General features: G+C 72.8%; 21 protein-coding genes, 1 pseudogene and 2 CRISPR repeat arrays. Of the genes and pseudogenes, 8 read left to right on the top strand and 14 right to left on the bottom strand.

All coding sequences use genetic code 11. The features are described from left to right. The coding region (locus ABT092_RS22320; RefSeq protein WP_351246507.1) for a VWA domain-containing protein at window positions 1-1,011 on the top strand (1,011 nt) is incomplete at its 5' end. A 21-nt stretch (window positions 1,012-1,032) separates the two neighbouring features. Here the strand turns inward: ABT092_RS22320 and ABT092_RS22315 are convergent. The 4 genes from ABT092_RS22315 to ABT092_RS22300 all read right to left on the bottom strand — a co-directional run bounded on the left by ABT092_RS22315 (window position 1,033) and on the right by ABT092_RS22300 (window position 7,357). Beyond that, on the bottom strand, window positions 1,033-1,437 hold the full coding sequence (locus ABT092_RS22315) for a hypothetical protein (RefSeq protein WP_351246505.1): 405 nt from the start codon (window positions 1,435-1,437) through the stop codon (window positions 1,033-1,035). A 148-nt stretch (window positions 1,438-1,585) separates the two neighbouring features. Beyond that, on the bottom strand, window positions 1,586-1,963 hold the full coding sequence (locus ABT092_RS22310) for a hypothetical protein (protein WP_351246503.1): 378 nt from the start codon (window positions 1,961-1,963) through the stop codon (window positions 1,586-1,588). A gap of 208 nt (window positions 1,964-2,171) precedes the next feature. Continuing rightward, window positions 2,172-6,128, bottom strand: a complete 3,957-nt coding sequence (locus ABT092_RS22305; RefSeq protein WP_351246501.1) for an ABC transporter ATP-binding protein — start codon at window positions 6,126-6,128, stop codon at window positions 2,172-2,174. A gap of 311 nt (window positions 6,129-6,439) precedes the next feature. Then, a complete protein-coding gene (locus ABT092_RS22300) occupies window positions 6,440-7,357 on the bottom strand; it encodes a serine hydrolase (RefSeq protein WP_351246499.1) in 918 nt (305 codons plus the stop codon). Window positions 7,358-7,775: 418 nt separating this feature from the next. On the opposite strand from ABT092_RS22300, the gene ABT092_RS22295 reads away from it, so the two are divergent. Then, entirely contained in the window at window positions 7,776-9,140 is a 1,365-nt protein-coding gene (locus ABT092_RS22295; protein WP_351246497.1) for an FG-GAP and VCBS repeat-containing protein, read from the top strand. Window positions 9,141-9,400: 260 nt separating this feature from the next. After that, a CRISPR array of direct repeats spans window positions 9,401-9,856; the repeat unit is 29 nt; unit sequence GTGGTCCCCGCACGCGCGGGGGTGGTCCC. A gap of 132 nt (window positions 9,857-9,988) precedes the next feature. Here ABT092_RS22295 and ABT092_RS22290 read toward each other — a convergent pair. From ABT092_RS22290 to ABT092_RS22280, 3 genes are read right to left on the bottom strand one after another with little or no spacing between them, the layout of a single operon-like run. After that, on the bottom strand, window positions 9,989-10,414 hold the full coding sequence (locus ABT092_RS22290; protein ID WP_351246495.1) for an STAS domain-containing protein: 426 nt from the start codon (window positions 10,412-10,414) through the stop codon (window positions 9,989-9,991). Then, window positions 10,411-11,502 carry a cobalamin B12-binding domain-containing protein gene (locus ABT092_RS22285; RefSeq protein ID WP_351246493.1) on the bottom strand — a complete coding sequence of 364 codons (1,092 nt, stop codon included), beginning with the start codon at window positions 11,500-11,502 and terminating at the stop codon, window positions 10,411-10,413. Before ABT092_RS22285 ends, ABT092_RS22290 begins: the two co-directional genes overlap by 4 nt. Continuing rightward, entirely contained in the window at window positions 11,499-13,076 is a 1,578-nt protein-coding gene (locus tag ABT092_RS22280; protein ID WP_351246491.1) for a PP2C family protein-serine/threonine phosphatase, read from the bottom strand. Before ABT092_RS22280 ends, ABT092_RS22285 begins: the two co-directional genes overlap by 4 nt. A 528-nt stretch (window positions 13,077-13,604) precedes the next feature. Between ABT092_RS22280 and ABT092_RS22275 the strand changes: the two genes are divergently transcribed. Beyond that, the gene (locus ABT092_RS22275; RefSeq protein WP_351246489.1) at window positions 13,605-14,879 is read left to right on the top strand and encodes an APC family permease; all 1,275 of its coding nucleotides are present in this window, start codon (window positions 13,605-13,607) and stop codon (window positions 14,877-14,879) included. A 33-nt stretch (window positions 14,880-14,912) separates the two neighbouring features. Here the strand turns inward: ABT092_RS22275 and ABT092_RS22270 are convergent, their stop codons facing one another. The 4 genes from ABT092_RS22270 to ABT092_RS22255 form a co-directional block, all read right to left on the bottom strand. Then, window positions 14,913-15,122, bottom strand: a complete 210-nt coding sequence (locus tag ABT092_RS22270; RefSeq protein WP_351246487.1) for a hypothetical protein — start codon at window positions 15,120-15,122, stop codon at window positions 14,913-14,915. A gap of 283 nt (window positions 15,123-15,405) precedes the next feature. Continuing rightward, entirely contained in the window at window positions 15,406-15,702 is a 297-nt protein-coding gene (locus ABT092_RS22265) for a hypothetical protein (protein WP_351246485.1), read from the bottom strand. A gap of 172 nt (window positions 15,703-15,874) precedes the next feature. Continuing rightward, window positions 15,875-16,684 carry a hypothetical protein gene (locus tag ABT092_RS22260; RefSeq protein ID WP_351246483.1) on the bottom strand — a complete coding sequence of 270 codons (810 nt, stop codon included), beginning with the start codon at window positions 16,682-16,684 and terminating at the stop codon, window positions 15,875-15,877. 94 nt (window positions 16,685-16,778) lie between these two features. Then, the gene (locus ABT092_RS22255; protein WP_351246482.1) at window positions 16,779-17,057 is read right to left on the bottom strand and encodes a DUF7848 domain-containing protein; all 279 of its coding nucleotides are present in this window, start codon (window positions 17,055-17,057) and stop codon (window positions 16,779-16,781) included. Between the two features lie 328 nt (window positions 17,058-17,385). Between ABT092_RS22255 and ABT092_RS22250 the strand changes: the two genes are divergently transcribed. The 5 genes and pseudogenes from ABT092_RS22250 to ABT092_RS22230 all read left to right on the top strand — a co-directional run. Then, window positions 17,386-18,228, top strand: a complete 843-nt coding sequence (locus ABT092_RS22250) for a helix-turn-helix domain-containing protein (RefSeq protein WP_351246481.1) — start codon at window positions 17,386-17,388, stop codon at window positions 18,226-18,228. Next, window positions 18,225-18,440 (top strand): DUF397 domain-containing protein, encoded by a 216-nt coding sequence (locus ABT092_RS22245; RefSeq protein ID WP_351246480.1) that lies wholly within the window; start codon window positions 18,225-18,227, stop codon window positions 18,438-18,440. The genes ABT092_RS22250 and ABT092_RS22245 overlap by 4 nt, the downstream gene beginning before the upstream one ends. 118 nt (window positions 18,441-18,558) lie before the next feature. Further along, a complete protein-coding gene (locus ABT092_RS22240) occupies window positions 18,559-18,774 on the top strand; it encodes a DUF397 domain-containing protein (RefSeq protein ID WP_351246479.1) in 216 nt (71 codons plus the stop codon). 46 nt (window positions 18,775-18,820) lie between these two features. Beyond that, window positions 18,821-19,117, top strand: coding sequence for a DUF397 domain-containing protein (locus ABT092_RS22235; RefSeq protein WP_502968483.1), 297 nt, complete (start codon window positions 18,821-18,823; stop codon window positions 19,115-19,117). Between the two features lie 199 nt (window positions 19,118-19,316). Next, window positions 19,317-19,527 (top strand): annotated as a pseudogene (locus ABT092_RS22230) (hypothetical protein); the annotation flags it as partial. Here the strand turns inward: ABT092_RS22230 and ABT092_RS22225 are convergent. The 3 genes from ABT092_RS22225 to speB all read right to left on the bottom strand — a co-directional run bounded on the left by ABT092_RS22225 (window position 19,505) and on the right by speB (window position 24,704). Beyond that, entirely contained in the window at window positions 19,505-20,038 is a 534-nt protein-coding gene (locus ABT092_RS22225) for an NUDIX hydrolase (protein WP_351246475.1), read from the bottom strand. The pseudogene ABT092_RS22230 and the gene ABT092_RS22225 sit on opposite strands and share 23 nt — an antisense overlap. Window positions 20,039-20,366: 328 nt before the next feature. Next, window positions 20,367-21,554: direct repeats of the CRISPR family, unit length 29 nt; unit sequence GTGTTCCCCGCACGCGCGGGGGTGGTCCC. A 261-nt stretch (window positions 21,555-21,815) separates the two neighbouring features. Continuing rightward, a complete protein-coding gene (locus ABT092_RS22220) occupies window positions 21,816-23,537 on the bottom strand; it encodes a thiamine pyrophosphate-binding protein (RefSeq protein ID WP_351246473.1) in 1,722 nt (573 codons plus the stop codon). Window positions 23,538-23,669: 132 nt separating this feature from the next. Then, window positions 23,670-24,704 carry an agmatinase gene (gene speB, locus ABT092_RS22215; RefSeq protein ID WP_351246471.1) on the bottom strand — a complete coding sequence of 345 codons (1,035 nt, stop codon included), beginning with the start codon at window positions 24,702-24,704 and terminating at the stop codon, window positions 23,670-23,672. Between the last annotated feature and the right edge of the window lie 278 nt (window positions 24,705-24,982).

Here is a 24,982-nt window from a genome sequence, read left to right as displayed (position 1 = left end):
GCCGCGGCCCGGCGGGCCGCCCGGGACGCGGCGCAGGCCCTGCGGGCGGCGGCTCCCGGCATCCGGGCGGCCGCCCGGAGCGCGGCGGCCCGGGCGGCCCGGACGGTGCGCAAGGAGGCGGCGCTGATGCGGACCTGGGGCGTCGGCCCGGCCGCCCTGGAGCGGTTGCCGTTCGACCGGCGGGCGCGGCTCGCCGAGCGGTTGCGCACCGGGCGACTGGCCCAGTGGGCCGAACTGATCGGACGGTTCCGGCGGATGGCGAGTGGTGAACGCGCCCGCAAGGTGGTGGACACCACCGGTGAGCTGGTCGGGGTGACCCTCGGCGACGACCTGTCCCGGGTGCTCCCGTCGGAGCTGGCCCAGTTGGGGCTGCCGGAGTTGCGGGCGGTGTTCGCGGCCCGCTACGCCGCCGGGGAGTTGATGCTCTACGACAGCCGGGGTGAGCAGAGCACGGGCCGGGGCGCCGTCATCGCCTGCGTCGACACCTCGCACTCCATGTACGCGGCGGGGCCCGGCGGGATCACCCGGGAGGCGTGGGCCAAGGCGTGTGCCCTGGCCCTGTTGGACCAGGCCCGGCACGCGGGGCGGGACTTCGTCGGCATCCTGTTCTCCGCGGCCGGCCGGCTGCGGGTGCACCGCTTCCCGGCGGACCGGCCCGCCGAGATCGATCGGGTCCTGGACTTCGCCGAGACCTTCCTCGGTGGCGGCACCAGTTACCAGAGTCCGCTGTCGGCGGCCGGGGAGTTGTTGGCGGAGGAGTTCGCGGACGCCGCCCGCCGGCGCGGGGACATCGTGCTGCTCACCGATGACGACTGCGGGGTCAGCGAGGAGTGGATGCGCGAGTGGAACGAGGCCAAGGACCGCTTGGGCTTCCGGGTGTTCGGGGTGGCGGTCGGCGCCCCGCGGGCCGCCGAGGCCGGCTCGGTGCTGGAGTCCCTGTGCGACAACCTGCGCACCGTCGAGGACTTCACCGATGTGCACGCCGCCGCGGACCTCTTCCGGGCGATCTGACCGCGGCGCCCGTCCGGTGGTTCACAGGTTCTGGAGGAGTCCGACGCCGAGGGCGATGAGCGCGGCGGCGATGAGCAGCGCGCCGAGCCGGGTGGTGTGGGTGCCCGCGGACGAGCGTCCTTCGGTGCCGAAGGCGAGGTGCAGGAAGAAGCCGCCGGACTGGGCGAGCACCCCCACCAGCAGGAGGATGCCGAACAGCCAGTCGACGCCGGAGGAGAACTCGGCGCGCGGCAGGTAGAGGAAGTAGGCCAGCGACAGGATCAGCAGCACCCCGGCGTGGGCGTGGCCGGCGCGGAAGAAGCGTTCGCGCAGCGGGGTGAGCGTGCCGTGCCGGGTGGTGATGAAGCCGAGCAGCGCATGCCCGCCGAACTCCACCGTGACCAGCATGAGGACGGTGATCGCGGGCAGCAGTTCGGTGGCTTCCATGACGGACCGCCTTCGGCCGGGTCGGGGGACGGTCGCACGCTACGACCGCCCCGGGCCCGTTGGGGTGCGCGGCGGGGCCGACCCGGCGGGGTTCACTCGAACGCGGAGGCGATGGTGGTGCAGTGGTGGGGCGTCCGGCCGAGCGCGGTCAGCACAGGATCCATCCGCTGCGCCGTTCGTGGAGGCCGATGGTGCCGCTCACCCGTACGCAGCGTTGACCGGCGTGGACGGTGACGGAGGCGCTGCGCCTGCTGTGGTAGCCCTCCTTGGCCACCTGGCGACTGCCGCGGACCTGGACGCCGACCGCCATGAACCGCCGGGGGCCGGAACGGTGGGCGACGGTGACCACGCACACCCAGCGCACGTTCTTGTGGACGATGACGTGCCCACCGGTCAGGGGGAGGGTGCGGACCGGACGACCGGCGCACCGGGAGGCGGCGGCCGTGGCGGCTTCGGCCGGGGTGGCGGCCGGTCCCACGGCGGTGAGCAGGGCAGCGATCGTCACGACCGCGGTGAGCAGTGCCACGTACCGGGCGTGTCGTCGCGGACGTACGTGCCCACCCCTCACGTCGAGCCTCCTGACGCGCCCCGGCCCCGTGCCCCGGCTTCCGGTGGGAGGGACGCCGTCGCGGCCCCGCCGGTTGCGGCAGTCCCGCAACCGGACACCGGCCACCCGCCTTCCCGTCAACACCCCGTGCAACGAGGGGCGTTGGCGGGGAGGCGGGTTCGTGGAATCAGCCGGCGCGCACCGTTGGCGCGGCCTCCCCGGTGTCCTCGTCGCCCGGTCGGGGCGCCGGTGCGTCGGCCTCCCCGACGAAGGTGCGCCACAGCCGTGCGTACCGGCCGTCGTGGGCGAGGAGTTCGGCGTGGGTGCCGTCCTCGGCGACCCGCCCGTGGTCCATGAGGACCACCCGGTCGGCGCGGGCGGCGGTGGTGAGCCGGTGGGCGACGACGAGGGTGGTGCGGCGGCCGACGAGCCGGTCGGTGGCCTGGTTGACCTGGGCCTCGGTGGCCAGGTCGAGGGCGGCGGTGGCCTCGTCGAGGAGCAGGATGTCCGGGTCGACGAGTTCGGCCCGGGCCAGGGCGATGAGTTGGCGCTGCCCCGCGGAGAGGTTGCGGCCCCGTTCGGCGACCTGGTGGAGGTAGCCGTCGTCGAGGGTGGCGATCATCCCGTGGGCGCCGACCGCCCGGGCCGCGGCCTCGACCTCGGCGTCGGTGGCGTCGGGGCGGCCGTAGGCGATGGCGTCCCGGACCGTCCCGGGGAACAGGTACGCCTCCTGCGGGACGACGCCGAGGCGGTGGCGGTAGGCGGTGAGGTCGAGGGTGCGCAGGTCGGTGCCGTCGACGGTGACCCGGCCGGCGGTGGGGTCGTAGAACCGGGCGACCAGCTTCACCAGGGTGGACTTCCCGGCACCGGTCTCCCCGACGAACGCGACGGTCTGCCCGGCGGGGATGCGCAGCGCCACGTCGGTCAGCGCGGCCTCGGCGGCCGGGGCGGCGGCGGACGGGTCGGTGCCGTAGGCGAAGCGCACGTCCTCGAAGGCGATGTCCCCGCGCAGCGAAGGCACCGGGCGGGGGTCGGCGGCGGGCCGGGTGGAGGTGGGTTCCCGCAGGAGCTCCTGGATGCGGCCGAGGGAGACGGTGGCCTGCTGGTAGCCGTCGAAGACCTGCGAGAGCTGCTGGACGGGGGCGAAGAACAGGTCGATGTAGAGCAGGTAGGCGACGAGCGCACCGGTGGTGAGGGTGGCCGCGTCGACCCGGGCGGCGCCGACGATCAGCACCGCGATGGCCGCTCCGGAGGCCAGGAACTGGACGAACGGGAAGTAGATCGAGATCAGCCACTGGCCGCGGATGCGGGCGGCCCGGTAGTCGGCGCTGCGGCCGGCGAACCGCTGCCGGCCGTGGTCCTCCCGGCGGAACGCCTGCACCACCCGCAGTCCGGCCACGGTCTCCTGGAGGTCGGAGTTGACCACCGACACGCGTTCGCGGGCGAGTTCGTACGCCTTCACGCTCTGCTTGCGGAAGAAGTAGGTGCCCACGACGAGCAGCGGCAGCGTGGCGAAGACGACCAGGGCGAGCTGCACGTCGATGACGACGAGGGCGACCATGATGCCGAAGAAGGTGACGACGGAGACGAACGCGGTGACCAGCCCGGTCTGGAGGAAGGTGGACAGCGCGTCGACGTCGGTCGTCATCCGGGTCATGATCCGCCCGGTCAGCTCGCGCTCGTAGTAGTCGAGGCCGAGCCGCTGGAGCTGGGCGAAGATCTTCAGCCGCAGCGTGTACAGCATGCGTTCGCCGGTGCGGCCGGTGAGGCGGATGCCGCCGTTCTGGGCGATCCACTGCACGGCGACGGCCACCAGGCCGAGCAGCGAGGCCGCCCACACCGCGCCGAGGGCGGCCTCGCTGACCCCGGAGTCGATGCCGTGTCGGATCAGCACCGGCAGCAGCAGCCCCATCCCCGCGTCGACGGCGACCAGGGCGAGGGCGAGGGCGAGCGGTGCCCGGAAGCCGCGCAGCAGCCGGCGCAGCCCGTAGGAGTCCTCGGGGAGCACGGCGTGCGCCTCGTCGACGCCGGGCCGGTCGGTGGCCGGGGGCAGCGCCGCCACCTGGGCGAGGAGTTCGGGGGTGGCGGAGGCGTCGGCGAGACCGTCGTCCCCCCGTTCCCGGGGGTCCCCGGCGGGGCGGTCGGCGGTCCACAGGTGGGGGGTGATGCCGCGTTCGGCGTCGTACTCGGCGTCGAGTTCGGCGCGCAGCGCCCCGCCGTCCGGGGTCCGGGCGTCGAGGGTCGCGGGGTGCGCCGGCACGTGGCCGGGGGAGACGCCGCCGAGTTCGTCGGGGTCGGTGAGCAGTCGACGGTACCGGGCGGAGCGGGCGACGAGTTCCTCGTGGGTGCCGAGGTCGGTGAGGCGTCCGTGGTCCAGGACGGCGATCCGGTCGGCGAGGTTCAGGGTGGAGCGCCGGTGGGCGATCAGCAGGGTGGTGCGGCCGGCCATGACCTGGCGCAGCGCCTCGTGGATCTCGTGTTCCACCCGGGCGTCGACGGCGGAGGTGGCGTCGTCGAGGACGAGCAGCCGCGGGTCGGTGAGCAGGGCGCGGGCCAGAGCGAGGCGCTGGCGTTGGCCGCCGGAGAGGGTGAGTCCCTGTTCGCCGACCTGGGTGTCGTACCCCTCGGGGAGTTCGGTGATGAACCGGTCGGCGTGGGCGGCACGGGCCGCCGCCCGTATCTGTTCGTCGGTGGCGTCGGGCCGGCCGTAGGCCAGGTTGGCGCGGACGGTGTCGGAGAACAGGAAGCTGTCCTCGGGGACCAGGCCGATGGCGGCGCGCAGCGAGTCGAGGGTGAGGGTGCGCACGTCGTGGCCGCCGACGAGGACGGCGCCCCGGTCGGCGTCGTAGAAGCGGGGCAGCAGTTGGGCGACGGTGGACTTGCCGGAGCCGGAGGCGCCGACCACGGCGAGGGTCTCCCCGGCGCGGATCTCGAAGCTGAGGCCGTCGAGGACGGGGCGTTCGGGGTCGTAGCCGAAGGTGACGTCGTCGAACTCGACGGTGGCGGGGGCGTCGGCGGGCAGGGTGCGGTCGCCGCCGGTGAGGCCGGGTTCGGTGTCGATGAGTTCCAGGACGCGTTCGGCGCCGGCGCGGGCCTGCTGGCCCACGGTGAGGACGACGGCCAGCATCCGGACCGGGCCGATGAGCTGGGCGAGGTAGGCGGAGAAGGCGACGAAGGTGCCGAGGGTGATCTGTCCGCGGACGGCGAGCCAGCCGCCGAGGGCGAGCATCGCGACCTGTCCCAGGGCGGGCACGGCCTGGAGGGCGGGGGTGTAGCGGGCGTTCAGGCGGACGGTGCGCAGCCGGCCGGCGAAGAGGCGTCGGCTGACCTCGCTGAGCTTGCCGGTCTCCTGGTCCTCCTGCCCGAAGCCCTTGACGACGCGGACCCCCGACACGGCGCCGTCGACGACGGACGCCACCTGGGCGGCCTGGGCCTGGGCGTACCAGGTGGCGGGGTGCAGTCGGCGGCGGCTGCGGGTGGCGATGAACCAGAGGGCGGGCCCCACGGCGAGGGCGACCAGGGTCAGCGGCGGGGAGAGCCAGGCCATGATGCCGAGGGACATCAGGAACAGCAGGACGTTCCCGATGGTCATGGGCAGCATGAACAGCAGGCCCTGGATCAGCTGGAGGTCGCTGGTGGCCCGGCCGACGACCTGCCCGGTGGACAGCTCGTCCTGCCGCCGCCCGTCGAGCCGGGTGAGCGTGTCGTACATGTCGGTGCGCAGATCGTGCTGGACGTCGAGCGCGAGGCGTCCGCCGTAGTAGCGGCGCACGTAGGTGAAGACGTAGACGGCGACGGCCGCGACGAGCAGCAGCCCCGCCCACAGGGCCATGGAGCGGGTGCGGTCGGTGACCACGTCGTCGATGATCACCTTGGTGATCAGGGGCACCAGGGCCATCACGGCCATGCCGCCGAGGGAGGAGGCGAGGGCGAGGACGACGTCCTTGGGGTGGCGCCAGGCGTAGCCGACGAGCCGCCGGCTCCAGGAGGCCGCCGAGCCCGGGGACGCGGTCGCCCCCGTCGTACCCGTGGCCCCCGTCGTCCCCGGCTGCTCGGCGGGGCGCGGCGGCTCGCCGTCCCGCCGGTCCGTCGACCCGCCCGTGGGCACCTCACCGGACGCCCCGCGTTTCTCCCCCTTCGACACTGACACCCGTTCCTCCCGTTCCGACCGGCCGCCCTCGCACCGGTGCCACCGGAAGATGTGAACGCCGGATGATCCGGATTTCATCCCTCCGCAACAATCGGCGGGGGCACGGGGCGCACGTCGACCACGGAGGGTGTGCGCCCCGGGACGGACGGTGCACGCCCGGAAGGGGAGCGTGCCACGGGCGCCGGGCGCGCGCGACCCGGCGCCCGGCGCCCGGCGTCGGCGTGCACGGGCCGGGGGGAGGGCGCGGCGCACCTGCCCGGCGCGCGCGGCGCGTGCCGAGCGGCGCCGTCACCTCGGCACGGCCCTCACCTCGGCACGACGGGGATGACCTCCTGCGGCACGGTCGTGGGAACGTAGCGCTGGGCCGCCGGGGTGCTGGGGGCCAGGTCCTTGTGCACGGCCTTCGCGACCCGCTGGATGCTCTCCACCCCGTACTCCATGCTCCGGTTCCCGTGGGTGAGGACGGTCAGGTGGTAGTCCCGTCCGCCGCCCTGGAACGCGCCGACGCTGTGCACCCGCCAGCGGTGGGCGTCCTCGCGCGGCAGCCACCCGTTCTTGAGGTACGCCTTGGCCGCGGAGGGCGCCCCGGCCGGGGTGCCCCAGCGCTGGGAGCGCACCACCTCGTTCATCAGCTTCATCAGGTACGCCCGGGAGGCGTCGCTGAGGACGGAGTTCTTCGCGGTGATCAGGGAGAGCAACCGCTGCTCGTCCTTGATGTTGACACGAGTGAGCCCCCAGTAACGACCCTGACCCGGCACCGTCTTGGCCATCCCGGCTGCCCGCAGGAAGCCCTTCACCTTGGTGGGGCCGAGCTGCTTCCAGAAGGTGCTGGTGGCCGCGTTGTCGGACTTGGTGATCATCGCGCGGGCCAGGCCGTTCTCCCGTGCGGTGAGGTGCCGGTTCGTCTTCTTGTACTCCCACAGCAGCGCCGCGAGGACGGTGACCTTGACGACGCTGGCCGAGTCGTACGAGGTGCCGCCGCGCAGTTCGCAGGTGGTCTTCGTCTTGCGGTCGTGGACTCCGACCGCGATGGTGCCGGTGCGGCCCTTGACCGCCGCCCCGATGTCCTTCGTCAGCTTCGCGGCCAACCCCGCCTTCGCCGAGGTGCACTTCACCACCGGCGCCGCGGCGACGGCGGTGCCGGCCCCGCCTACCACCGCTCCCCCGACGACCGCCGCCACGACGGTGCCCGCGACGAAGCCGCGCATCCCCCGAACCCCCATGATCGTTCCCCTACTTCCCCGTGATCCCGGTGATGTGGTGTGCGCCGGCGCACACCACATCGGGCGGCGCCGGCGCTCCGCGCGGGCGTGACTCCCCCACCCCCGCTACGGCCTTGCGCACTGTTGACCGTTCACCCATCCGCACGGTTGCACGTGTCATACAAACGTGTCCGAACCCGTGACGTTCCGCGCCTCCCGGGGCTCCTGTGACCGCCGGGCCGGCGCCCGACCCGGCCCCAACCCCCCTGCGGACGAAGGCAGTACAACCCTCCCGCTACTCCGGGTGTCCTTCTGAGTGCCTCAGCGCCACCGTCGCGTTCACCGCCGCTGCGGCCGTGGCCGTGGTCGTCACCGTGAACCCACCGGCCGGTGACACCGCCCGTCCCGTCCGCCGCCCACACCACCGGGAGTCGACACCATGCGCACGCCCCTCCGCCTCGCCCTGGCGACCGCCGCCGTCACCGCCCTCACCAGCAGCCTCCTGGTGTCACCGGCCCGGGCGACGCCCGCCTCCCCGGCCGCCGCACGCACCGTGCTCCCCGACGACTTCAACGGCGACGGCCACCGGGACTACGCCGTGGGCCACCCGCACGACGGGGGCGGCCGGGTCGCCGTCACCTACGGCACCTCCCGCGGACCCGGCAGCACCACCGTGCACCTCGGCCAGCACAGCCCCGGAGTGCCCGGAGCCGACGAGCCCGGCGACGAGTTCGGCGGCGTCCTCTCCCCCGCCGACTTCAACGGCGACGGCTACGGCGACCTCGCCGTCTCCTCGATCGGCGAAGCCATCAACGGCCAGGACAGACGCGGCGCGGTCGTGATCCTGTGGGGCTCGCCCCGGGGACTCGCGGGCGGCACCTCCGTGCCCTCCGCCGGGTACCAGGCGTGGAACATGTTCGGGAGCGACCTCGCCACCGGCGACTTCGACGGCGACGGCGACGTGGAACTCGCCGCCGTCGAGTCCAGCAACGCGTTCGTCTTCCAGGGCACCTACGCGCGCGGGGCGATCGCCGTGCGGCCCGTGCTCGTCGACCGCGGCCACTTCTACGCGTCCAACCTCATCGCCGGCAAGGTCACCAAGGACCGCGCGACGGACCTGGTCGTCCTCGGCGCCGTCCCCCGCAACAGCCGCCTCACCGGCCACGCCCGCTTCTTCCGCGGCGGCGCCACCGAACTCGTCCAGGGCCGGTCCATCCCCCTCGACGTCGTCGAGGACGAGATGGGCTCGGGCGTCGTCGCCGACTTCGACAAGGACGGCTACGGGGACATCGCCATCGGCACGCCTCTCGCCAACCGCGGCAAGGGCTACGTGACGGTGTGGCGCGGCGGCGCCAAGGGCCCGACCGCCCACCGCCGCATCGACCAGGCCACCGCGGGCGTCAGCGGCACCCCCGAGTCGGGCGACCGCTTCGGCGCCTCCCTCGCCGCCGGAGACGTCGACCGCGACGGCCGCGCCGACCTCGCCGTGGGCGTCCCCGGCGAGGACCTCGGTACCAAGGCCGACGCCGGCTCCGTGCACGTCCTGCGCGGCCACCGCTCCGGCCTCACCGCCCGCGCCACCCAGTACCTCGACCGCGCCACCCCCGGCGTCCCCGGCCCCGTCACCACCGGCGACGCCTTCGGCAACACCGTGCGCCTGGCCGACCACGGCCACGACGGCCGCGCCGACCTCCACGTCACCGGCACCACCGGCTCCCTCCGCCTCCACGGCTCCGCCTCCGGGATCACCACCCGGGGGGCCACGGTGATCCCGGAGGGCCATGTGGTCGGGATACTGCGGTGAGTTGGGGGGCGGTGGGGTGGGACGGGATGAGCTTGGTCAAACGTCTGGTCCTGCCCAGGTCAGGGGAACGTCTGCTGGGGGCCGGACGTTTCCCCGAGAGCAAGTGGTCATTGGTGGGGTGGCGTTGACTGCACTGGATGAGGAGAAGCGAGACCTGCACCTGCTTCGGGTACCTTGGCAGGGATTTGACCAGTTGGCCGGAGTTTCAAGTTCTCAAGGAAAACGGCCTATTGGTCGACTAACGTCGCAGGTCACGAAGGGTGGTCCCCGCACGCGCGGGGGTGGTCCCGGAATCGCCGCAGTGGTGGCTGAAGAGGGAGGGTGGTCCCCGCACGCGCGGGGGTGGTCCCGACCCCGGCGGGCAGGGCTGGGAGTGCCCGAAGTGGTCCCCGCACGCGCGGGGGTGGTCCCGTGAGCACGTGCGGGCAGCGCGTTCCGCGTGGGTGGTCCCCGCACGCGCGGGGGTGGTCCCTTGTGGGTGGCCAGGGCGACTTGGGGAGCGAGGTGGTCCCCGCACGCGCGGGGGTGGTCCCCGGCACAGGTAGTCGTCCGCCCGCGTGCCGCGGTGGTCCCCGCACGCGCGGGGGTGGTCCCGGCGCAAGGTCGTCGCCCCGGGGCCGCCCGACGTGGTCCCCGCACGCGCGGGGGTGGTCCCCCAGCCGCGAAGGCGTCGAGCCACTTCGGCACGTGTTCCCCGCACGTGCGGGGGTGGTCCCTGGCTGGTGATGTCGGTCGTCGCGGTGTTCTTGTGTTCCCCGCACGCGGGGGCCCAGGAAGTCCGGGAAGAACGCACTCCGCGCGCGGGGGCACCGGCGCGGCCAAGACGTCAGCGGCCGGCGGGGCGGAGCTCAGACGGCGCTGTCAGGGCCGCCGGGGCGGGCCACCGGGGTGCGGGCTGCCTGTGCTTCCTCTGTGGTCGTCGGGGGGTGCGTCGCGGCGCCGGAAGGAGGCGTCACCGTGAAGTAGTCGAGCGTGCCGGTGATGTCGAGGAGCCGATTCAGTGTCGCGGGCCGGTCATCCAGGTGGAGAAGCACTCCGGCTGCGGCGGCTTGGCGGCCGATCATCAACAGGATCGACAGGCCCATGGAGTCGACGGCGCCGATCGCGGCGCAGTGCAGATGGAGCTCCTTCAGGCCGGGCCGGGCTGAAAGCTCGCGGGTGACCTCGTCCAGGAGGAGGTCGGCTGTGTCGTAGTCGAGGTCCCCGGTGATCTCCATGCGAACGGTGTCCGCGGTGTCGATGGTGGTCAGGCACAGGGCGGGGGGCTGCGTCATGCGTGCGTTCCAGCGGTGGCGCGGTCCGCGGTCAGGGCTTCGAGGCCGTGCCGAAGGATGCGGGAGGCCCGGGGGAAGTCCCTGAGCTCGTGTGCGAGGAGGTCCAGCGCGAGCGGAAGGAACCGTCCGGGCACTCCTCGGGCCCGGAGGATCCGGGCGGTCCAGGTGACGAAGTGGGTGAAGAGGTCGTCCTCGTCGAGGTAGAGGGCGGTGGCGAGGAACTCCACGATGTGTGCGAGGTCCTCCGCCGTGCGTTCGCGCTGCGTCTCGTCGGCGGCGAGCAGGGCGGGACGGGCGTCCTGGAGACCGGAGAAGACGGTCCGCACCAGGGCGTCAGCGCTGCGGGCGACCATCGTGTACTCCTGGTCGGCCAGGTGCGGCAGGTCGTCGGTCTGCCGGTGGTCGGCCTGCGGGCGCGCCAGTGGCGCCTCGGCGAGCCGGTCGGCCGCGGAACGGGCGTCCGGGGCCCACGCCTGGGCGCCCAGCAGTTTCGCGTAGCGGCCGTCGGCTCCGAACGCGGCGCCGCCGACCAGGACGGGAACGCCCACCGACTGGCAGGCGGTGATCGTTGCGTGCGCCGTGGGCAGGCGGGTGGCGATCGAACTGGACAGGGCGACCGCGTCGGCCTTCGTGGTGTGCAGGTGGGAGATGAGGTGCGGGGAGGGAACCGGGGCGCCGAGGTAGTCGACCTCCCAGCCGCGCAGCTTCAGCACCTCGGCCACCAAGCGGGCGGGCAGAGCGTGCCACTCACCGTCCACGCAGGCCACCGTGATCCGTCCCCGGTGGGCAGGGGTGCGGGCGGCGGAGTGCTGGGCGAGCGCGGTGACGGCGCGTTCGTTGATGGAGGTCGCGGCGTGCTCCTGCGCGACGCTGATGCGGTTGGCGGCCCATTCCTCGCCGACGGTGCCCTGGACCGCGGCGATCACGTCCAGGAGGACGGATTCGGGGTCGATGCCGTCGTCCAGGGCACGCAGGACGATGCCGGTGGCCGTGTACTCGTCGCCGTCCGCCACGGCCGTCCACAGCTCGCCGGCCAGTTCCCGTACCCGCTCACCGTCGGGTGTGCTGGGCGGGGTGGGGGTGCTCATGCGGTGGACCTGCCCCCGGTGGGGCCGTCCACCGCGCTCGGATGAGGGGCGCGGGGCGCGGAGATCGCGACGACGGCCATGTCGTCGTGGCGACGGTTGCCGAGCCACTGGGATACGAGCATCTGGACGTGTTCCACGATGCCCTCGGCGGGCATCCCGGCGCATCCGGCGAGGGCGCGGCGGAGGCGTTCCTCACCGAAGAGGGCGTCGCCCAGGGGGCCGCCCTTGGCCTCGGTGATGCCGTCGGTGTAGAGGATGCAGGTCTCGCCGGGGGCGAGCGTGACCGCGACGGTGCGGGCGGGGACGTCCGGCAGGACCCCGACGAGGGTTCCGTGGGTGTCGGCGGTGTGGACCGTGCCGTCCGCGCGGATGACCAGCGGGTTCGGATGGCCGGCGCTGGTCAGCCGTACCTGGACCTCCTGGCCCCGGCGGACGGCGGAGGCGAGCACCAGTGTCGCGAACCGGGTGTGGTGGGAGTTGAGCAGTGCGGTGTTGAGAAGGGTGAGCATCCGCTGGTGGTCGTCGGCCAGGGGGAGCAGGGCGTGCAGGGTGTTGCGGATCTTGCCGGTGAGGACGGCGGCTTCCAGTCCCTTTCCGCACACATCGCCCAGCGTGACCAGCGAGGGCTCCCCCTCCACGGCGGCCGGGTGCACGTCGTAGAAGTCCCCGCCTATGCGTTCGTGGTCGGCCGAGGTCCGGTAGCTTCCGGCGAAGTCCACGCCGGAGATCTGTTGCAGGGCCGGGGGTAGCAGCTCCCGCATGAGCACCTCGGTGATGGCCGTCTGCTCCGCGTACAGGCGGGCCGCCGACATCGCCGCCCCCGAACGCGCGGCGAACAGGCGGGCGAAGACCTCTTCCTCTTCGGTGAAGGCGGCACTGCCTTCACCGCGCAGCATCACCAGCGCACCGGCCGGAACGCCGTGCCCGGGCAGCGGAGTGATCACCATCGCCCCGACGGGGCCGAAGCCTTCGGGAATCATCCAGGCAGGGGCGGCAGCGGGGTCGATCCACCGGGACGGCACCGGCGGAAACCCGCGCAGGGCTTCACCGAGGCCGGGCACCTCGTCCGGGTCGCCGGTTTCCTGCGAGGAAACGGGCACGTCGCCCCGTAGACACGTCACCACCGGAAGCCGACGGCCGCGGGCCGGCGCGATGACCAGGGCCGCGTCGGCCAGGTTCTCTGCGGCCAGCTGCGCGGTTACGTCCATGCAGCGACCCAGGTTGAGTGAGGAAAGGAGAGTGCTGGACGCCGTCGAGAGGAACGCGGTCCGCTTCCGCTCCATGTGCAGGGCCTCGCGGGCAAGCTGGTGATCCGTGTCATCCACCAGCCACCACGCCACCGTGCCGTCGTCCCGCACGCTGGGGTGCGCCTCGAACCGGCGCGCTTCGATCGCACCGGACAGCGGCCCGTCCGAGTCCCGTGCGGCCAGCGGGCCGCCCGGGTGGATCGCCCGGTGGGCCGTGGCCAGCCAGTTCGGCGCCACGTCGGCCAGGCGGCACGACGGTCGGGCCGCGGGCAGAAGCGCCCGCGCCGCGTCGTTGCACTCCACGACGAGGCCCGCCGCGTCAGCCACCAGGACCGGGTAGGGGGCACGACCCCACGGGAAGTCCGGATCCGTGTCCGCGACAGTCTGCGCTCGGGTGGAGACCAAGAATCGAGGATCCGCTGGGCGAATCCCTCACCTCACCAACTCAGTCGGAATTGCTTTCTCGGGGCAACGATCGCTCACGCGTCTTCCTCCTGGCAACCCGCCTCCTCCCCTCCCCTTCATCTGCACAGATGTGAAGATCACGAGCAGGGGTGTCGGCCGGAGCGACGGGCCCGCCGCCCTCAGGAGCGGGTGCCGGGCCCCGCAAGACCGTCGCGGGCGCCCCGCCCGTTCGCCGACGCACACCGTCCTCGGCCCTCACCGAACACCCCACCTGGTTTCCGTCATGAGTCCACGGGGCCCGTCCGGCGAAGGCGTACTCCATGCGTACGCCTCCCATGGTGAAACGCGCCCTCGGTCGCTGGCCGGCGGCGATGCTCTCGCCCCCGTCCGGACGTCTTGCTCCGCTACCGTGCGCCGAGGTCGACGACGGGTGCCGGGAAGGGGCGAGGGATGAACACGGTGGGAGCGCCGACGGGTGAGGGCTCCATGAAGCGTCGCCTGGGGCTGTTCGACGCGGTGGTGATCGGCCTGGGTTCCATGATCGGGGCTGGGATCTTCGCCGCGCTCGGCCCGGCAGCCGGGGCCGCCGGTTCCGGGCTGTTGCTCGCTCTGGCCCTGGCCGCGGTCGTGGCCTACTGCAACGCGACGTCTTCGGCGCGGCTGGCCGCCCTCTATCCCCGGTCCGGTGGCACGTATGTGTACGGCCGGGAGCGTCTGGGCGACTTCTGGGGCTACCTGGCCGGCTGGGCGTTCGTCGTCGGCAAGACCGCCTCCTGCGCGGCGATGGCGCTCACGGTCGGCTCGTACGTATGGCCAGGCCAAGCGCACGCGGTAGCGGTGGCCGCCGTGGTGGCGCTGACCGCGGTCAACTACGCCGGGGTGCAGAAGTCCGCACTCCTCACCCGCGTCATCGTCGCGGTCGTCCTGGCCGTGCTCGCCGCGGTGGTGGTCACCTCCCTGACCTCGGCTGACACGGACGCCACCCGATGGGACACGGGCTCGGACGCCACCGTCGGCGGCGTGCTCCAGGCGGCGGGCCTGCTGTTCTTCGCTTTCGCCGGATACGCCCGCATCGCCACGCTCGGCGAGGAGGTCCGCGACCCGGCGCGCACCATCCCCCGCGCCATCCCGATCGCGCTCGGCATCACCCTCGTCGTCTACGTCCTCGTCGCGATCGCCGTCGTGAGGGTGCTGGGCCCGGATGTGTTGGCGGACGCCACCGCACCGTTGTCGGACGTCGCCCGGACCGCGGGCGCCGACTGGCTGGTGCCGATCGTCCGCGCGGGTGCCGCCGTCGCCGCGCTCGGTTCGCTGCTCGCGCTGATCCTCGGGGTCTCCCGCACCACCCTGGCCATGGCCCGGGACCGGCACCTGCCGCACGCGCTGGCCGCTGTCCACCCCCGGTTCGGTGTCCCGCACCGAGCCGAACTGCTCGTCGGTGCGGTGGTCGCCGTGCTCGCCGCGACCACCGATGTCCGTGGCGCGATCGGCTTCTCCTCCTTCGGGGTGCTGGCCTACTACGCGGTCGCCAACGCCTCCGCCTGGACCCTCACCCCGGCAGAACGCCGGCCGAACCGGCTCGTCCCCCTCCTCGGCATGGCCGGCTGCGCGGCCCTCGCCTTCGCCCTTCCCCTAGCCACCGTCGTCTCCGGCACCGCCGTCCTCGCCCTCGGGGCCGCCGTCTACGGCCTTCGCAGGGGTGTGACCAGCGGCTCCGACCGCTGACGCTTCGTGGAGTTCCGACTGTTCGCCGCGCTGTCACCGCCCGACGACGTGGCCGGCCCGTGGATGAGCTGACGGGCGGGGGCCGCGTACTTCCCCGCCGGAGCCCTCGACGCCCTCCCCGGTGCTCGGGCCGCCGGTGAGCCAGCGGACGAGTTGCTCGTCCTCACCCGCGAAGCGGGCTTCCGCATCGCCCGGGTGCAGTAGAGACAGGGCGCTGATCCCCGTCGGACAGTCGTACGTCACGCATCCCGCGGTCCTTGACGGCCGCTCCCCCTCGGGCCACCGGATTCCGGGCGGCGCGGGGCGGGGACGGTCCACGGCCCGTGGACTCCCGCCGCGTCGAGTTCGTCGGGGATGGGGGCGGGGGTCAGGGTGAGGGCGCAGTGGGGGCAGGCGTCTATGGTCCTGGCCCCCGAGCCGGACTGTCGGGGGACGCGGACGGGGAGGGGCGCGAGGGTCGGCCGGTGACAGGCACAGCAGGTGGCTTCGTGGTGGGCGGGTTCGGTGGCGGTGAGGGCTTCGGGAGTCATGCGGGGAGTCGGTCGGGGACGGGGTCCTCGGTGGCCCACTCGGCTTCCTGTTGGGCGATCCAGTCGCCGAGGTAGGGCGGGACGCGGTGGCCCCAGGGGGACGGGGCGGTGCGGGCGAGGACGTGGGGCGGGACGGGGAGGCGGGCGGTGCAGATGACGGTGGGCGGCAACGGGGCTCGGGGTACGAGGTGGGCGGCGGTGTGACGGCCGGGGCGACGGCGGCGACGGCGGCGACGGGCCAACGGCAGGACGTCCAACACCCGTACGAGGGCACGGGAGATACGCTCACGCATACGTCGGGCAGCTCCTAGGCAAGCTGGTTCGGCGAGCCCGGTGGACCGTTGGCGCGGTGCACCGGGCGCTTTCGGTTTGCGGGAGGAGGCGGGGGGGTGCCGCCCCCTGCCGGGCGGGGCTTCAGCGGGGCAGGTGGGGGGACTCGGGCACCGCGGGCGGGCGGGCGGGCGGTCAGGGCGGGGGTGCGGGGCGCAGGGCGATGCCGAAGCGGGGGAGGGTGTTCATGGCTTCGGTCGCTTCGCTGACGGTGCGGCGGGCCGGGTCTCCCCGGCCGATACGGCGCAGGGCCTCGGCCTGCCAGCCTTCGGGGAGCGCGGCGAACCGTCGGGCGGCGTCCCTGCCCAGCCAGCCCTCCGGGCGGTCGGGCGGTGGTGGGGCCTCGTGGACGGCTCGGCGTTGGGCGTCGGCCAGGGCGTCCCACACGCAGGAGGGTTCGACCCAGTCCGGGCGGCCCGGGCCCGTTGCGGGGTGCGGTGCGGAGTCGGTGGCGGCGGCGGTTCGGTCGGGTTCGGGGGTCGGGCGGGGAACGGTGTGAAGGGTGTGGAAGACCTCGGCGCGCCAGGTGGGGTGGAGGTCGTGGAGCCAGGCCAGCTGGTGGAGTGCGGCCTCGCGCTGTTCGCGACGCCCTTCGGCCTCGGGCCAGCGGTGGACCCGGCGAGGCTCGCAGTGGACGGCGAAGTAAGCGCAGTCCCGGACCAGTTCGCCGACGGCTCGGTCCTCGTCGTCGGCGATCGGGGACAGGTCGAGGTGGAGGTGGTGGCTCACGGCCAGGGTCCAGTACAGCGCCGCCCGGTCGGTCGGGATGAGCTTGTCCCAGGCTCCGGCGGCCTTCAGCTCTCCCCACACCAACGGGACGGCCGCGCCGATCAGTTCTCGGACACGGGGACGGCTGAGGGCACCGGGGCGAGTACCCAAGGAGTCCAGGGTGGCGCGGAGTTGGTCGATGCCCGGCCCGGGGCCGGTGGGTGTGCGGTCGGTCATGGCTCCCTGCCGATGCGAGTGACGTGACACGAGTGACGGGTGGCGGGCGGCTGTTGCGGCGCGTTGCCGGAACGTGCGGACGCAGGAAGGCGGTTCACGTGCTGACGCCGGGGAGCGAGTGGGGGTCGAGGTCCTCGGGCGGGTCCCACTGGACCCGGTCGAAGAGCACGCGGTCATACCGACGATGCCCCGTCACCCGAAAGTGTTCCTCGGTCCACGCCAACACGCCCTCGGGGCTCCGGTTGCCCGGCCGGCCCGGCGGAACGGCCCCGCAGCGCGGTTCACCCGAGACGCACTGGATGTGGGCCCACGCCTTGGCGTCCATCCGCTTCAGCGTCCACTCGACGTGACGGAAACGCCTGGTCACCCCCATGGCGCGCTCCGTCGACTCCAGGCGTTCAGCTCGGCGACCACGGGCCGCAGCCGGTCCGAAGCGAGCGCCGGACGGACCTGGTCCGGGGGCACCTCCCACTCGACACCGCCGTGCGGCGGGCGGAGGTAGTACTGAGCCCCGATTCGGTCCATAACCACTCCGACAACACCCTTTCGAGTGTCGAACGCGAGGTCTCCCACGCCTAGTTCACCTTTGAACACAGGGCGCTTCCTCTCCGTAGCTGGTTCACTACCAAGAGCCCTCAGCGTGGACCACGGCAGGGATCAGTTCAACTTGGAACGACAGCAAATAAATTGGGCGGACGCACATGGCGAACATCAAGGACCTGAACCCGGACGAGAGCCCGCAGGCGGCGTTGGGCGCCCGCCTGCGCCAGAAGCGCCTGGATCTCGGCCTCAAGCAGAAGGAGCTGGCACAGAAGCTCGGCTACTCGCCAACCCAGCTGTCGCACACCGAAACTGGTCGGAAAATGGCTACTTTGCGGTTCGTGCGAAAGATCGACATGCACTTCGGGCTCGCTGGCACCGAAGAGTCATTCGAACGCCAGTGGCGGGAAATCAAGTTCGGGGCGCTACTGGAGGGCTTCCCCGAGTACTTGGAGTTGGAGGAACGAGCCGCCGAGATCCGTCTGTTCGAGGTGGGAGTGATCCCTGGGCTGCTCCAGACGCGGGCGTACGCGCAAGTGCTTGCCGATGCCGCCGTGGAGCGAAAGGACATCACACCCGAGAAGGCCGCCGAACGCGTCGAGTACCTGATAAAGCGCCAGCAGGCACTGGACCGGACCCCACCGCCGCTGATCTTCGCGGTCCTGGACGAGAGCTGTCTTCGACGTCCCATTGGGGACGACCCAGCAGTCATGCGTGACCAATTCGCGCACCTGATCAAGTTCGCCAGACTGCCACACACTTCGCTACAGATCGCTCCGTACACACTGGGGGCACGACGGCCGTTCAACCGGCCAGTGAACCTGCTCACGCTCCCTGACCGTTCCGTGGTCTCCTACCTTGAGTCGCAAGCACAGGGCCAGTTGGACCGGGAACTGTCCTCTGTGCTCCCTCGCGTGAGGAACTACCATTTGCTCCAGACAGAGTCCCCCTCTCAGGCAGAGTCCGTCGCCATGATCGAGCAACTCAGAAAGGGCATCACGTGACCACCGCCTCCCCCGCTCCCCGCTGGGTCAAGTCCTCCTACAGCGACAACGGAGGCACCTGCGTCGAATGGGCACCCAACCACGCCACCCTCCACGGCCTCGTCCCGGTGCGCGACTCCAAGAACCCCGGCGGCCCCGTTCTCGCCTTCCCCGCCCAGGCGTTCTCTTCCTTCGTAGCGGGCATCAAGGCCGAGGGACTCGGTTCGGTCTGAGTACCACCGGACCAGGCCGCAGCCCGAAGCGACCCAACGGGCCTCACCACGCCCTGCACGGTGAGGCCCGTACCCGTACCGCTCGCTAGCCCAAGCCCACCGACACGAAGGAGAACCCGTGACCTCCAACCTAGCCACGTACCACTGGGTCAAGTCCTCCTACAGCAACAACGGTGGCACCTGCGTCGAATGGGCACCCGCACACGCCGCCGACCACGGCACCGTTCCGGTCCGCGACTCCAAGAACCCGAACGGCCCCGTACTCGCCCTCCCAACCCTTGCGTTCACATCCTTCGTGACGGGCATCAAGGCCGAAGAACTCGCCTCGGCCTGAGCACCCCCGACCGACCACACCCCGATGCGACCCAACGGGCCTCACCGTGTCCAGCACGGTGAGGCCCGTACCCGTACCGCCCAACACCCCACACGACCACGACCACGACCACGACGAAAGGGCACCCGTGAACCTCACCCCCTCTGCCCACCACTGGGTCAAGTCCTCCTACAGCAATAACGGCGGTTCCTGCGTCGAATGGGCACCCGCATACGCCGCCACCCACGGCCTCATCCCCCTCCGCGACTCCAAGAACCCGAACGGCCCCGTACTCGCCCTCCCAACCCATGCGTTCACATCCTTCGTGACGGGCATCAAGGCCGAGGCAATCGGCTCCGCTTGAGCATCGCCAGACCGTGCACCACCCGAAACGGCGCAAGAGTCCACGTCCGGAGAGGCGTGTCCCCGCACCGCTTTTCCACCCGCGTGCGCTGTGGATGCTTCCGCTGTGGGAGGCGTTCGTTCGCCCACGCGATACTGGGCAGCCACACCGCCGCCCACGCGGCCTGAGCGAGAACGCGCGGTCCACGCGTTCTGATTCGCTCAGCCTCGGCAAGCTGAATCAGGCATGCCAGACGGCGACGGACGCGTTGGAGCCCGCCGCCTCGGTCGCCTCGGAGCGTGTGGCCGGGCACCTACGCGAGTTTCTACGACGAACTGGCCCCGTGCCGCCGGGAGCCCGTAGCCCTGGTCTTCGAGTCACGGCTACGGGCTCTCCTTCCAACTCGGGTCAGCGGATCGCCTCGTCCATGAGAACGTACAAGAGGCCGACGAGCGAGCCACTGCTCACGATCTCGCGGCGGTCGATCATGCCCCGGACGTCTGCCAGCGGGATCCATTCGATCCGGTCGGATTCGTTCTTCTCGGTGGGGGGACCGTCGTAGGCGGCCCCATCGGCACGGAACACGTGGTGTTGAGAGTCCGTGATCCCGTTGGCCGGCTCCGCGTAGATCAACGGCTTCATCGGTCCGGGCCGCCAGCCCGTCTCTTCCAGAACCTCACGAGCAGCGGCAGCAGCAGGGCTCTCGCCATCCTCGACCAGGCCCATGGGCAGTTCCCACGCCCACGAGTCCGTGATGAAGCGGTGCCGCCACATCATCAGGATCTCGAGCTCGTCGTTGATCACGGCCGCCACGGCCAGGTGCCGGAGCTTGACGACGTGGTACTCCCATCGGTGCCCGTCCGGCTGTTCCACATCGGTCAACCACAGGTTGACCCATGGGTTCTCGTAGATCGGACGTTCACCGTGGATCTTCCACTGCATCGCTGAGGCCCCTCTCGAATCAGTCCCCAGCATTGCAGAGCGGGCCTGGTCGGGGGCCAGGTTGGGGCAGATTCATGTCACTCTGACGAATATGCACCGAGCGGGCACGCCCTCGCCTTCCCTTACGGCCGTGTTCACCACCCTCATCGCGGGCACCAAGGCCACCCGCCGGGGACACCACTCAACTGGAGTGACAGAACGGTCTAGAGTCGCCAGAGTCAGGGCCGACAGACAGAAGGGCAGGAGGGCAGGATTAGGCGATATGCCGGGTTTTCAAGTTCTCAATGAAAACAGCCCTCTGGTCAACTAACGTCGCAGGTCACGAAGGGTGTTCCCCGCACGCGCGGGGGTGGTCCCGGCTGCACCATGACCCCTCCTACAGGGTGTTGGGTGTTCCCCGCACGCGCGGGGGTGGTCCCCTCCGCGAGAACTGCATCCCGGTCGTCCTCAAGTGTTCCCCGCACGCGCGGGGGTGGTCCCGACGCGGCGCCCGCCTTCGCGTTGTTGTCCGTGTTCCCCGCACGCGCGGGGGTGGTCCCTTCAGCACACCGGGTCCTCCTGTGCGGGGCGGGTGTTCCCCGCACGCGCGGGGGTGGTCCCCCCAACGACTTCACGTCGAAGCTGTCGAGGTCGTGTTCCCCGCACGCGCGGGGGTGGTCCCGGGGAGCCTCACCGGGTGGCGTCATCGAGCATGTGTTCCCCGCACGCGCGGGGGTGGTCCCTTGATTGATCGTGATGCGCCCCGGATTCGGGGGTGTTCCCCGCACGCGCGGGGGTGGTCCCCAGGCGTCGGTGCCCGGGAGGGTGCCGGCCATGTGTTCCCCGCACGCGCGGGGGTGGTCCCGAGGCCGCCCGATCTCCCCGAGCCACCTTCTCGTGTTCCCCGCACGCGCGGGGGTGGTCCCATGAGACAGAGCCTTGAAGCCTAGAGGGGGACGTGTTCCCCGCACGCGCGGGGGTGGTCCCTCGCCCGGATGCCGGATGCGTTGATCTGGGCGGTGTTCCCCGCACGCGCGGGGGTGGTCCCGCGCTCGCCGCGGCGTCCGGTGCGCCGCTCTCGTGTTCCCCGCACGCGCGGGGGTGGTCCCCTGCTCAAGCGGCAGATCAAGCCGCCGAAGGAGTGTTCCCCGCACGCGCGGGGGTGGTCCCTGGCGCACCACGCTGTACGCGATCGAGAAACGGTGTTCCCCGCACGCGCGGGGGTGGTCCCTGCGCACAGCGCGGCGCCTCCGACAGGAATGAGTGTTCCCCGCACGCGCGGGGGTGGTCCCGACGGGCTCCACCCCTCCACTGCGTCCGCCGGCGTGTTCCCCGCACGCGCGGGGGTGGTCCCTCGCCGACCATCAACCCACCCTGTGGAGCCTCGTGTTCCCCGCACGCGCGGGGGTGGTCCCGACGCGCTGGTGTACGACCCGAGCCTGGAGGAGTGGTCCCCGCACGCGCGGGGGTGGTCCCGGAGCCCTCGGCATCAGCGCCGCGCTCCTCACGTGTTCCCCGCACGCGCGGGGCTGGCCCCGACGGCGACAAATCCGGCGCCATGTGGTTCGCGTGCTCCCCGCGATGCGGGGATGACCCCCTCGTCGGCTACGGTCGCGCCAACCACGCCGGATGTTCCCCGCACGTAAGCACCAAGCGGGGGTGGCCCCTCGTACGGGACGCCCAGCGCGTCGCCGCACGCCGCGCCCGACCCGTGATCCCCGCACCCCGCGGGGCTGGGCCTCGGGGCCGGGCACGGGGCCAAACCCGCACCCGACGCCACCCACCCCATGCACCCGACCTACAACACCCCCAACTCCCCCGCCCCCACCCGCAGCACCACCACCGAAGGTCCGGCGGCGCCCAGGGCCTCCCCCAACACGGTGCCCAGGGTCTCCGGGCTGGCCGAAGCAGCCGTGACCCCGAACGAGGCGGCGAGGGCGACGAGGTCGGGCCCGGGGGCGTCCAACGGGGCGGCGGCGACGGGGCCAGCGTAGCGGTCGGCGAGTTGGTGGCGGAGGTAGCCGTGGCCGGAGTCGTCGACGATCAGCCAGGTGAGGTCCAGGCCGTACTGGCGGGCGGTGGCCAGCTCGGCGACGGAGTGGAGGGCGCCGCCGTCGCCGGAGACGGCGAGGACCGGGTACGAGGGGTCGGCGACGGCGGCGCCGATGGCGGCGGGCAGGGCGTAGCCCGGGGCGCCGGCGCCCTGCGCGGAGTGCAGGGTGTTGGGGCGGCGGGCGTCGAAGGCGGACCAGGCCCATCCGGTGAGGACGGTCAGGTCCCAGAAGGAGGGGGCGGCGTCCGGCAGGGCCCTGCGGACGGCGTCCAACAGGGCCTCTTCCGGGGCCGGTTTGGAGGGGTGGGCAAAGTTCCCGGCACGGCTCCGGGCGACAGCGGCGAGGGCCTCGCGGACGCGGTCGGAAGCCTGGGCAGAAGCGGCGGCGGTGTCGTCCGGCCGGGGGCGGACCGTGTCCAGGAGGGCGTCGAGGGCGAGGCGGGCGTCGGCGTGGATGCCGAGGGCGGGGTGGTGGGACTCCAGTTTGCCGGGGTCGGCCTCGATCTGGACGATCCGGCCGCGGGGGTGGAACCCGCCTCCTCCGGTGGTGAGTTCGCCGAGACCGGAGCCGACGACGAGGAGGACGTCGGCGTCTTCGAGGAGGTCGAGGACGGGGCGGGCGGTGAGGTGGGAGCGGAGGGAGAGGGGGTGGTGTCGGGGGAAGGCGCCGTGGCCGCCCACGGTGGTGACGACGGGGGCGGTCAGCTTCTCGGCGAGGGCGCGGAGTTTGCCGGTCGCGTCGGAGCGGATCACTCCGCCGCCGGCGATGATCGCGGGGCGGTCGGCGGTGGACAGCCACTCGGCGGCGACGGCGGTGAGTTCGGGGCGGGGCACCACGTCCTCGGGCATGGCGTCCAGGCTGGTGACGACGGGGATGACGGTGGGCTCGGCGAGGACGTCGCGGGGGATCTCGACCAGGACGGGGCCGTGCGGCACGGTCAGTGCGGACTGCCAGGCGGCGGCGACGGCGGAGGGGATCTGCGCGGGGGTGCGGGCGGTGTGCACCGACTTCACCACGTCGCGGAACGACGCCTGCTGGTCGCGGAGTTCGTGGAGGTGGCCGTGGCGGGCGCCGCCGAGGCCGGCGGCGGGGACCTGGGAGACGACGGTGATCACCGGGGCGGAGGCCTCGGCGGCTTCCTGGAGCGCGGGCAGCGCGGCGAGGGCGGCGGGGCCGGTGGGCAGCAGCAGCGGGGCGGCCTCGCCGGTGCGGCGGCCGTAGGCGTCGGCGGCGAAGGCGGCGCCGCTCGCGGTGCGCAGGCCCACGTAGGGGAGGTGGCTGCGGCGCAGGGCGTCGTACAGGGCGAGGGTGTCGCGGCCGGGGACGCCGAAGACGGTGGTGGCGCCGAGGCAGTCGAGGGTCTCCAGGACCAGGTCGGCGCCGCGGCGGCCGGCGGGCGGGTTGAGGGCGGCCTCGGTCTGGGCGGGCGTCGGCAGCAGTTCCGGCCCGTGGTGGTCGTGCGTCACGTTCTCGCCACGCTCCCTGTGGTCCGTCCCGCCCCGGGCGGGGGCGGGGGTGGTTCGGTCATCGGTGCCGTGCGCCGGCGCGCGGGTCCGTTGCGGGCCCGGTGTGCGCACCGGCGCACGGCACCCCTGGCATCAGCTCGCGGCGTTCCCGGCGTCCGTGGTGCGGGAGGCCGCGATCTGTCGGGCCATGATCGTGGTCAGCTCGTACGCGGTGTGGGAGGCGGCCACGGCGGTGATCTCGGCGTGGTCGTAGGCGGGGGCCACCTCGACGACGTCGGCGGAGACCAGGTTGCAGGAGGCGAGGCCGCGCAGGATCTCCAGCAGTTCGCGGGAGGTCATGCCGCCGGCCTCGGGGGTGCCGGTGCCGGGGGCGTGCGCCGGGTCCAGGCAGTCGATGTCGATGGAGATGTAGAGGGGGCGGTCGCCGATGCGCTGGCGCAGTTGGTCGGCGACCTCGTCGGCGCCGCGCCGGTACACGTCGGCGGAGGTGACGATGCCGAAGCCCATCTTCTCGTCGTCGGTGAGGTCCTGCTTGCCGTAGAGGGGGCCGCGGATGCCGACGTGGGAGAGGGCGGAGGTGTCGAGGATGCCCTCCTCGACGGCGCGGCGGAAGGGCGTGCCGTGGGTGTACTCGGCGCCGAAGTAGGTGTCCCAGGTGTCGAGGTGGGCGTCGAAGTGGAGCAGGGCGACGGGGCCGTGCTTCTTGGCGACGGAGCGCAGCAGCGGCAGGGCGATGGTGTGGTCGCCGCCGAGGGTCATCAGTCGGGCGCCGGTGGCGAGGAGGTCGTCCGCGGCGGCCTCGACGGTCTCCACGGCCTGGTGGATGTCGAAGGGGTTGGCGGCGATGTCGCCGGCGTCGGCGACCTGGGCCAGGGCGAAGGGGGAGGCGTCCTGCGCGGGGTTGTAGGGGCGCAGCAGCCGGGACGCCTCGCGGATGGCGTTGCCGCCGAAGCGGGCGCCGGGGCGGTAGGAGACGCCGGTGTCGAAGGGGACGCCGACGACGGCGACGTCGGCGGCGGGTACCTGGTCGATGCGGGGCAGCCGGGCGAAGGTGGCGGGGCCGGCGTAGCGGGGGATGCGGGAGGAGTCCACGGGTCCGACGGGGTGGGCGGGGCCGGTGGGCAAGGTGGCGGGGGTGCCCTCGGCCGGGTTCTCGGTGGTGCTCATCGTCGGACTCCTCCGGTGCGGTGCGGGGCGGTGGTCGCCGGGGCCGGGGGTGTCCCGGGCCGGGCCGTCGCCTGGCGCTCGTGGCGTGCGGTGCGGTCCGGGGCGTTCCCGACCGCGGGGGGCGCGGTCCCGGGGGTGCTCCGGGGCCGCGGGGTGCGGGCCGGGGGTGCCGGGCCGCGGGGGTGCCGGGTCCGGGGCGGTGCCCCGGGTCGACGATCCAGTGTGGCGTACGCCGGCGCGCGTCGCGTTCGGGGGACCGGGTGGCCGGCGCCGGGGCA

The organism is Streptomyces sp. NPDC002490 (assembly GCF_040296045.1).
GTDB lineage: Bacteria > Actinomycetota > Actinomycetes > Streptomycetales > Streptomycetaceae > Streptomyces.
Note: the sequence above shows the minus strand (reverse complement) of the source record. Positions and strands in the feature narration are given on the sequence as shown.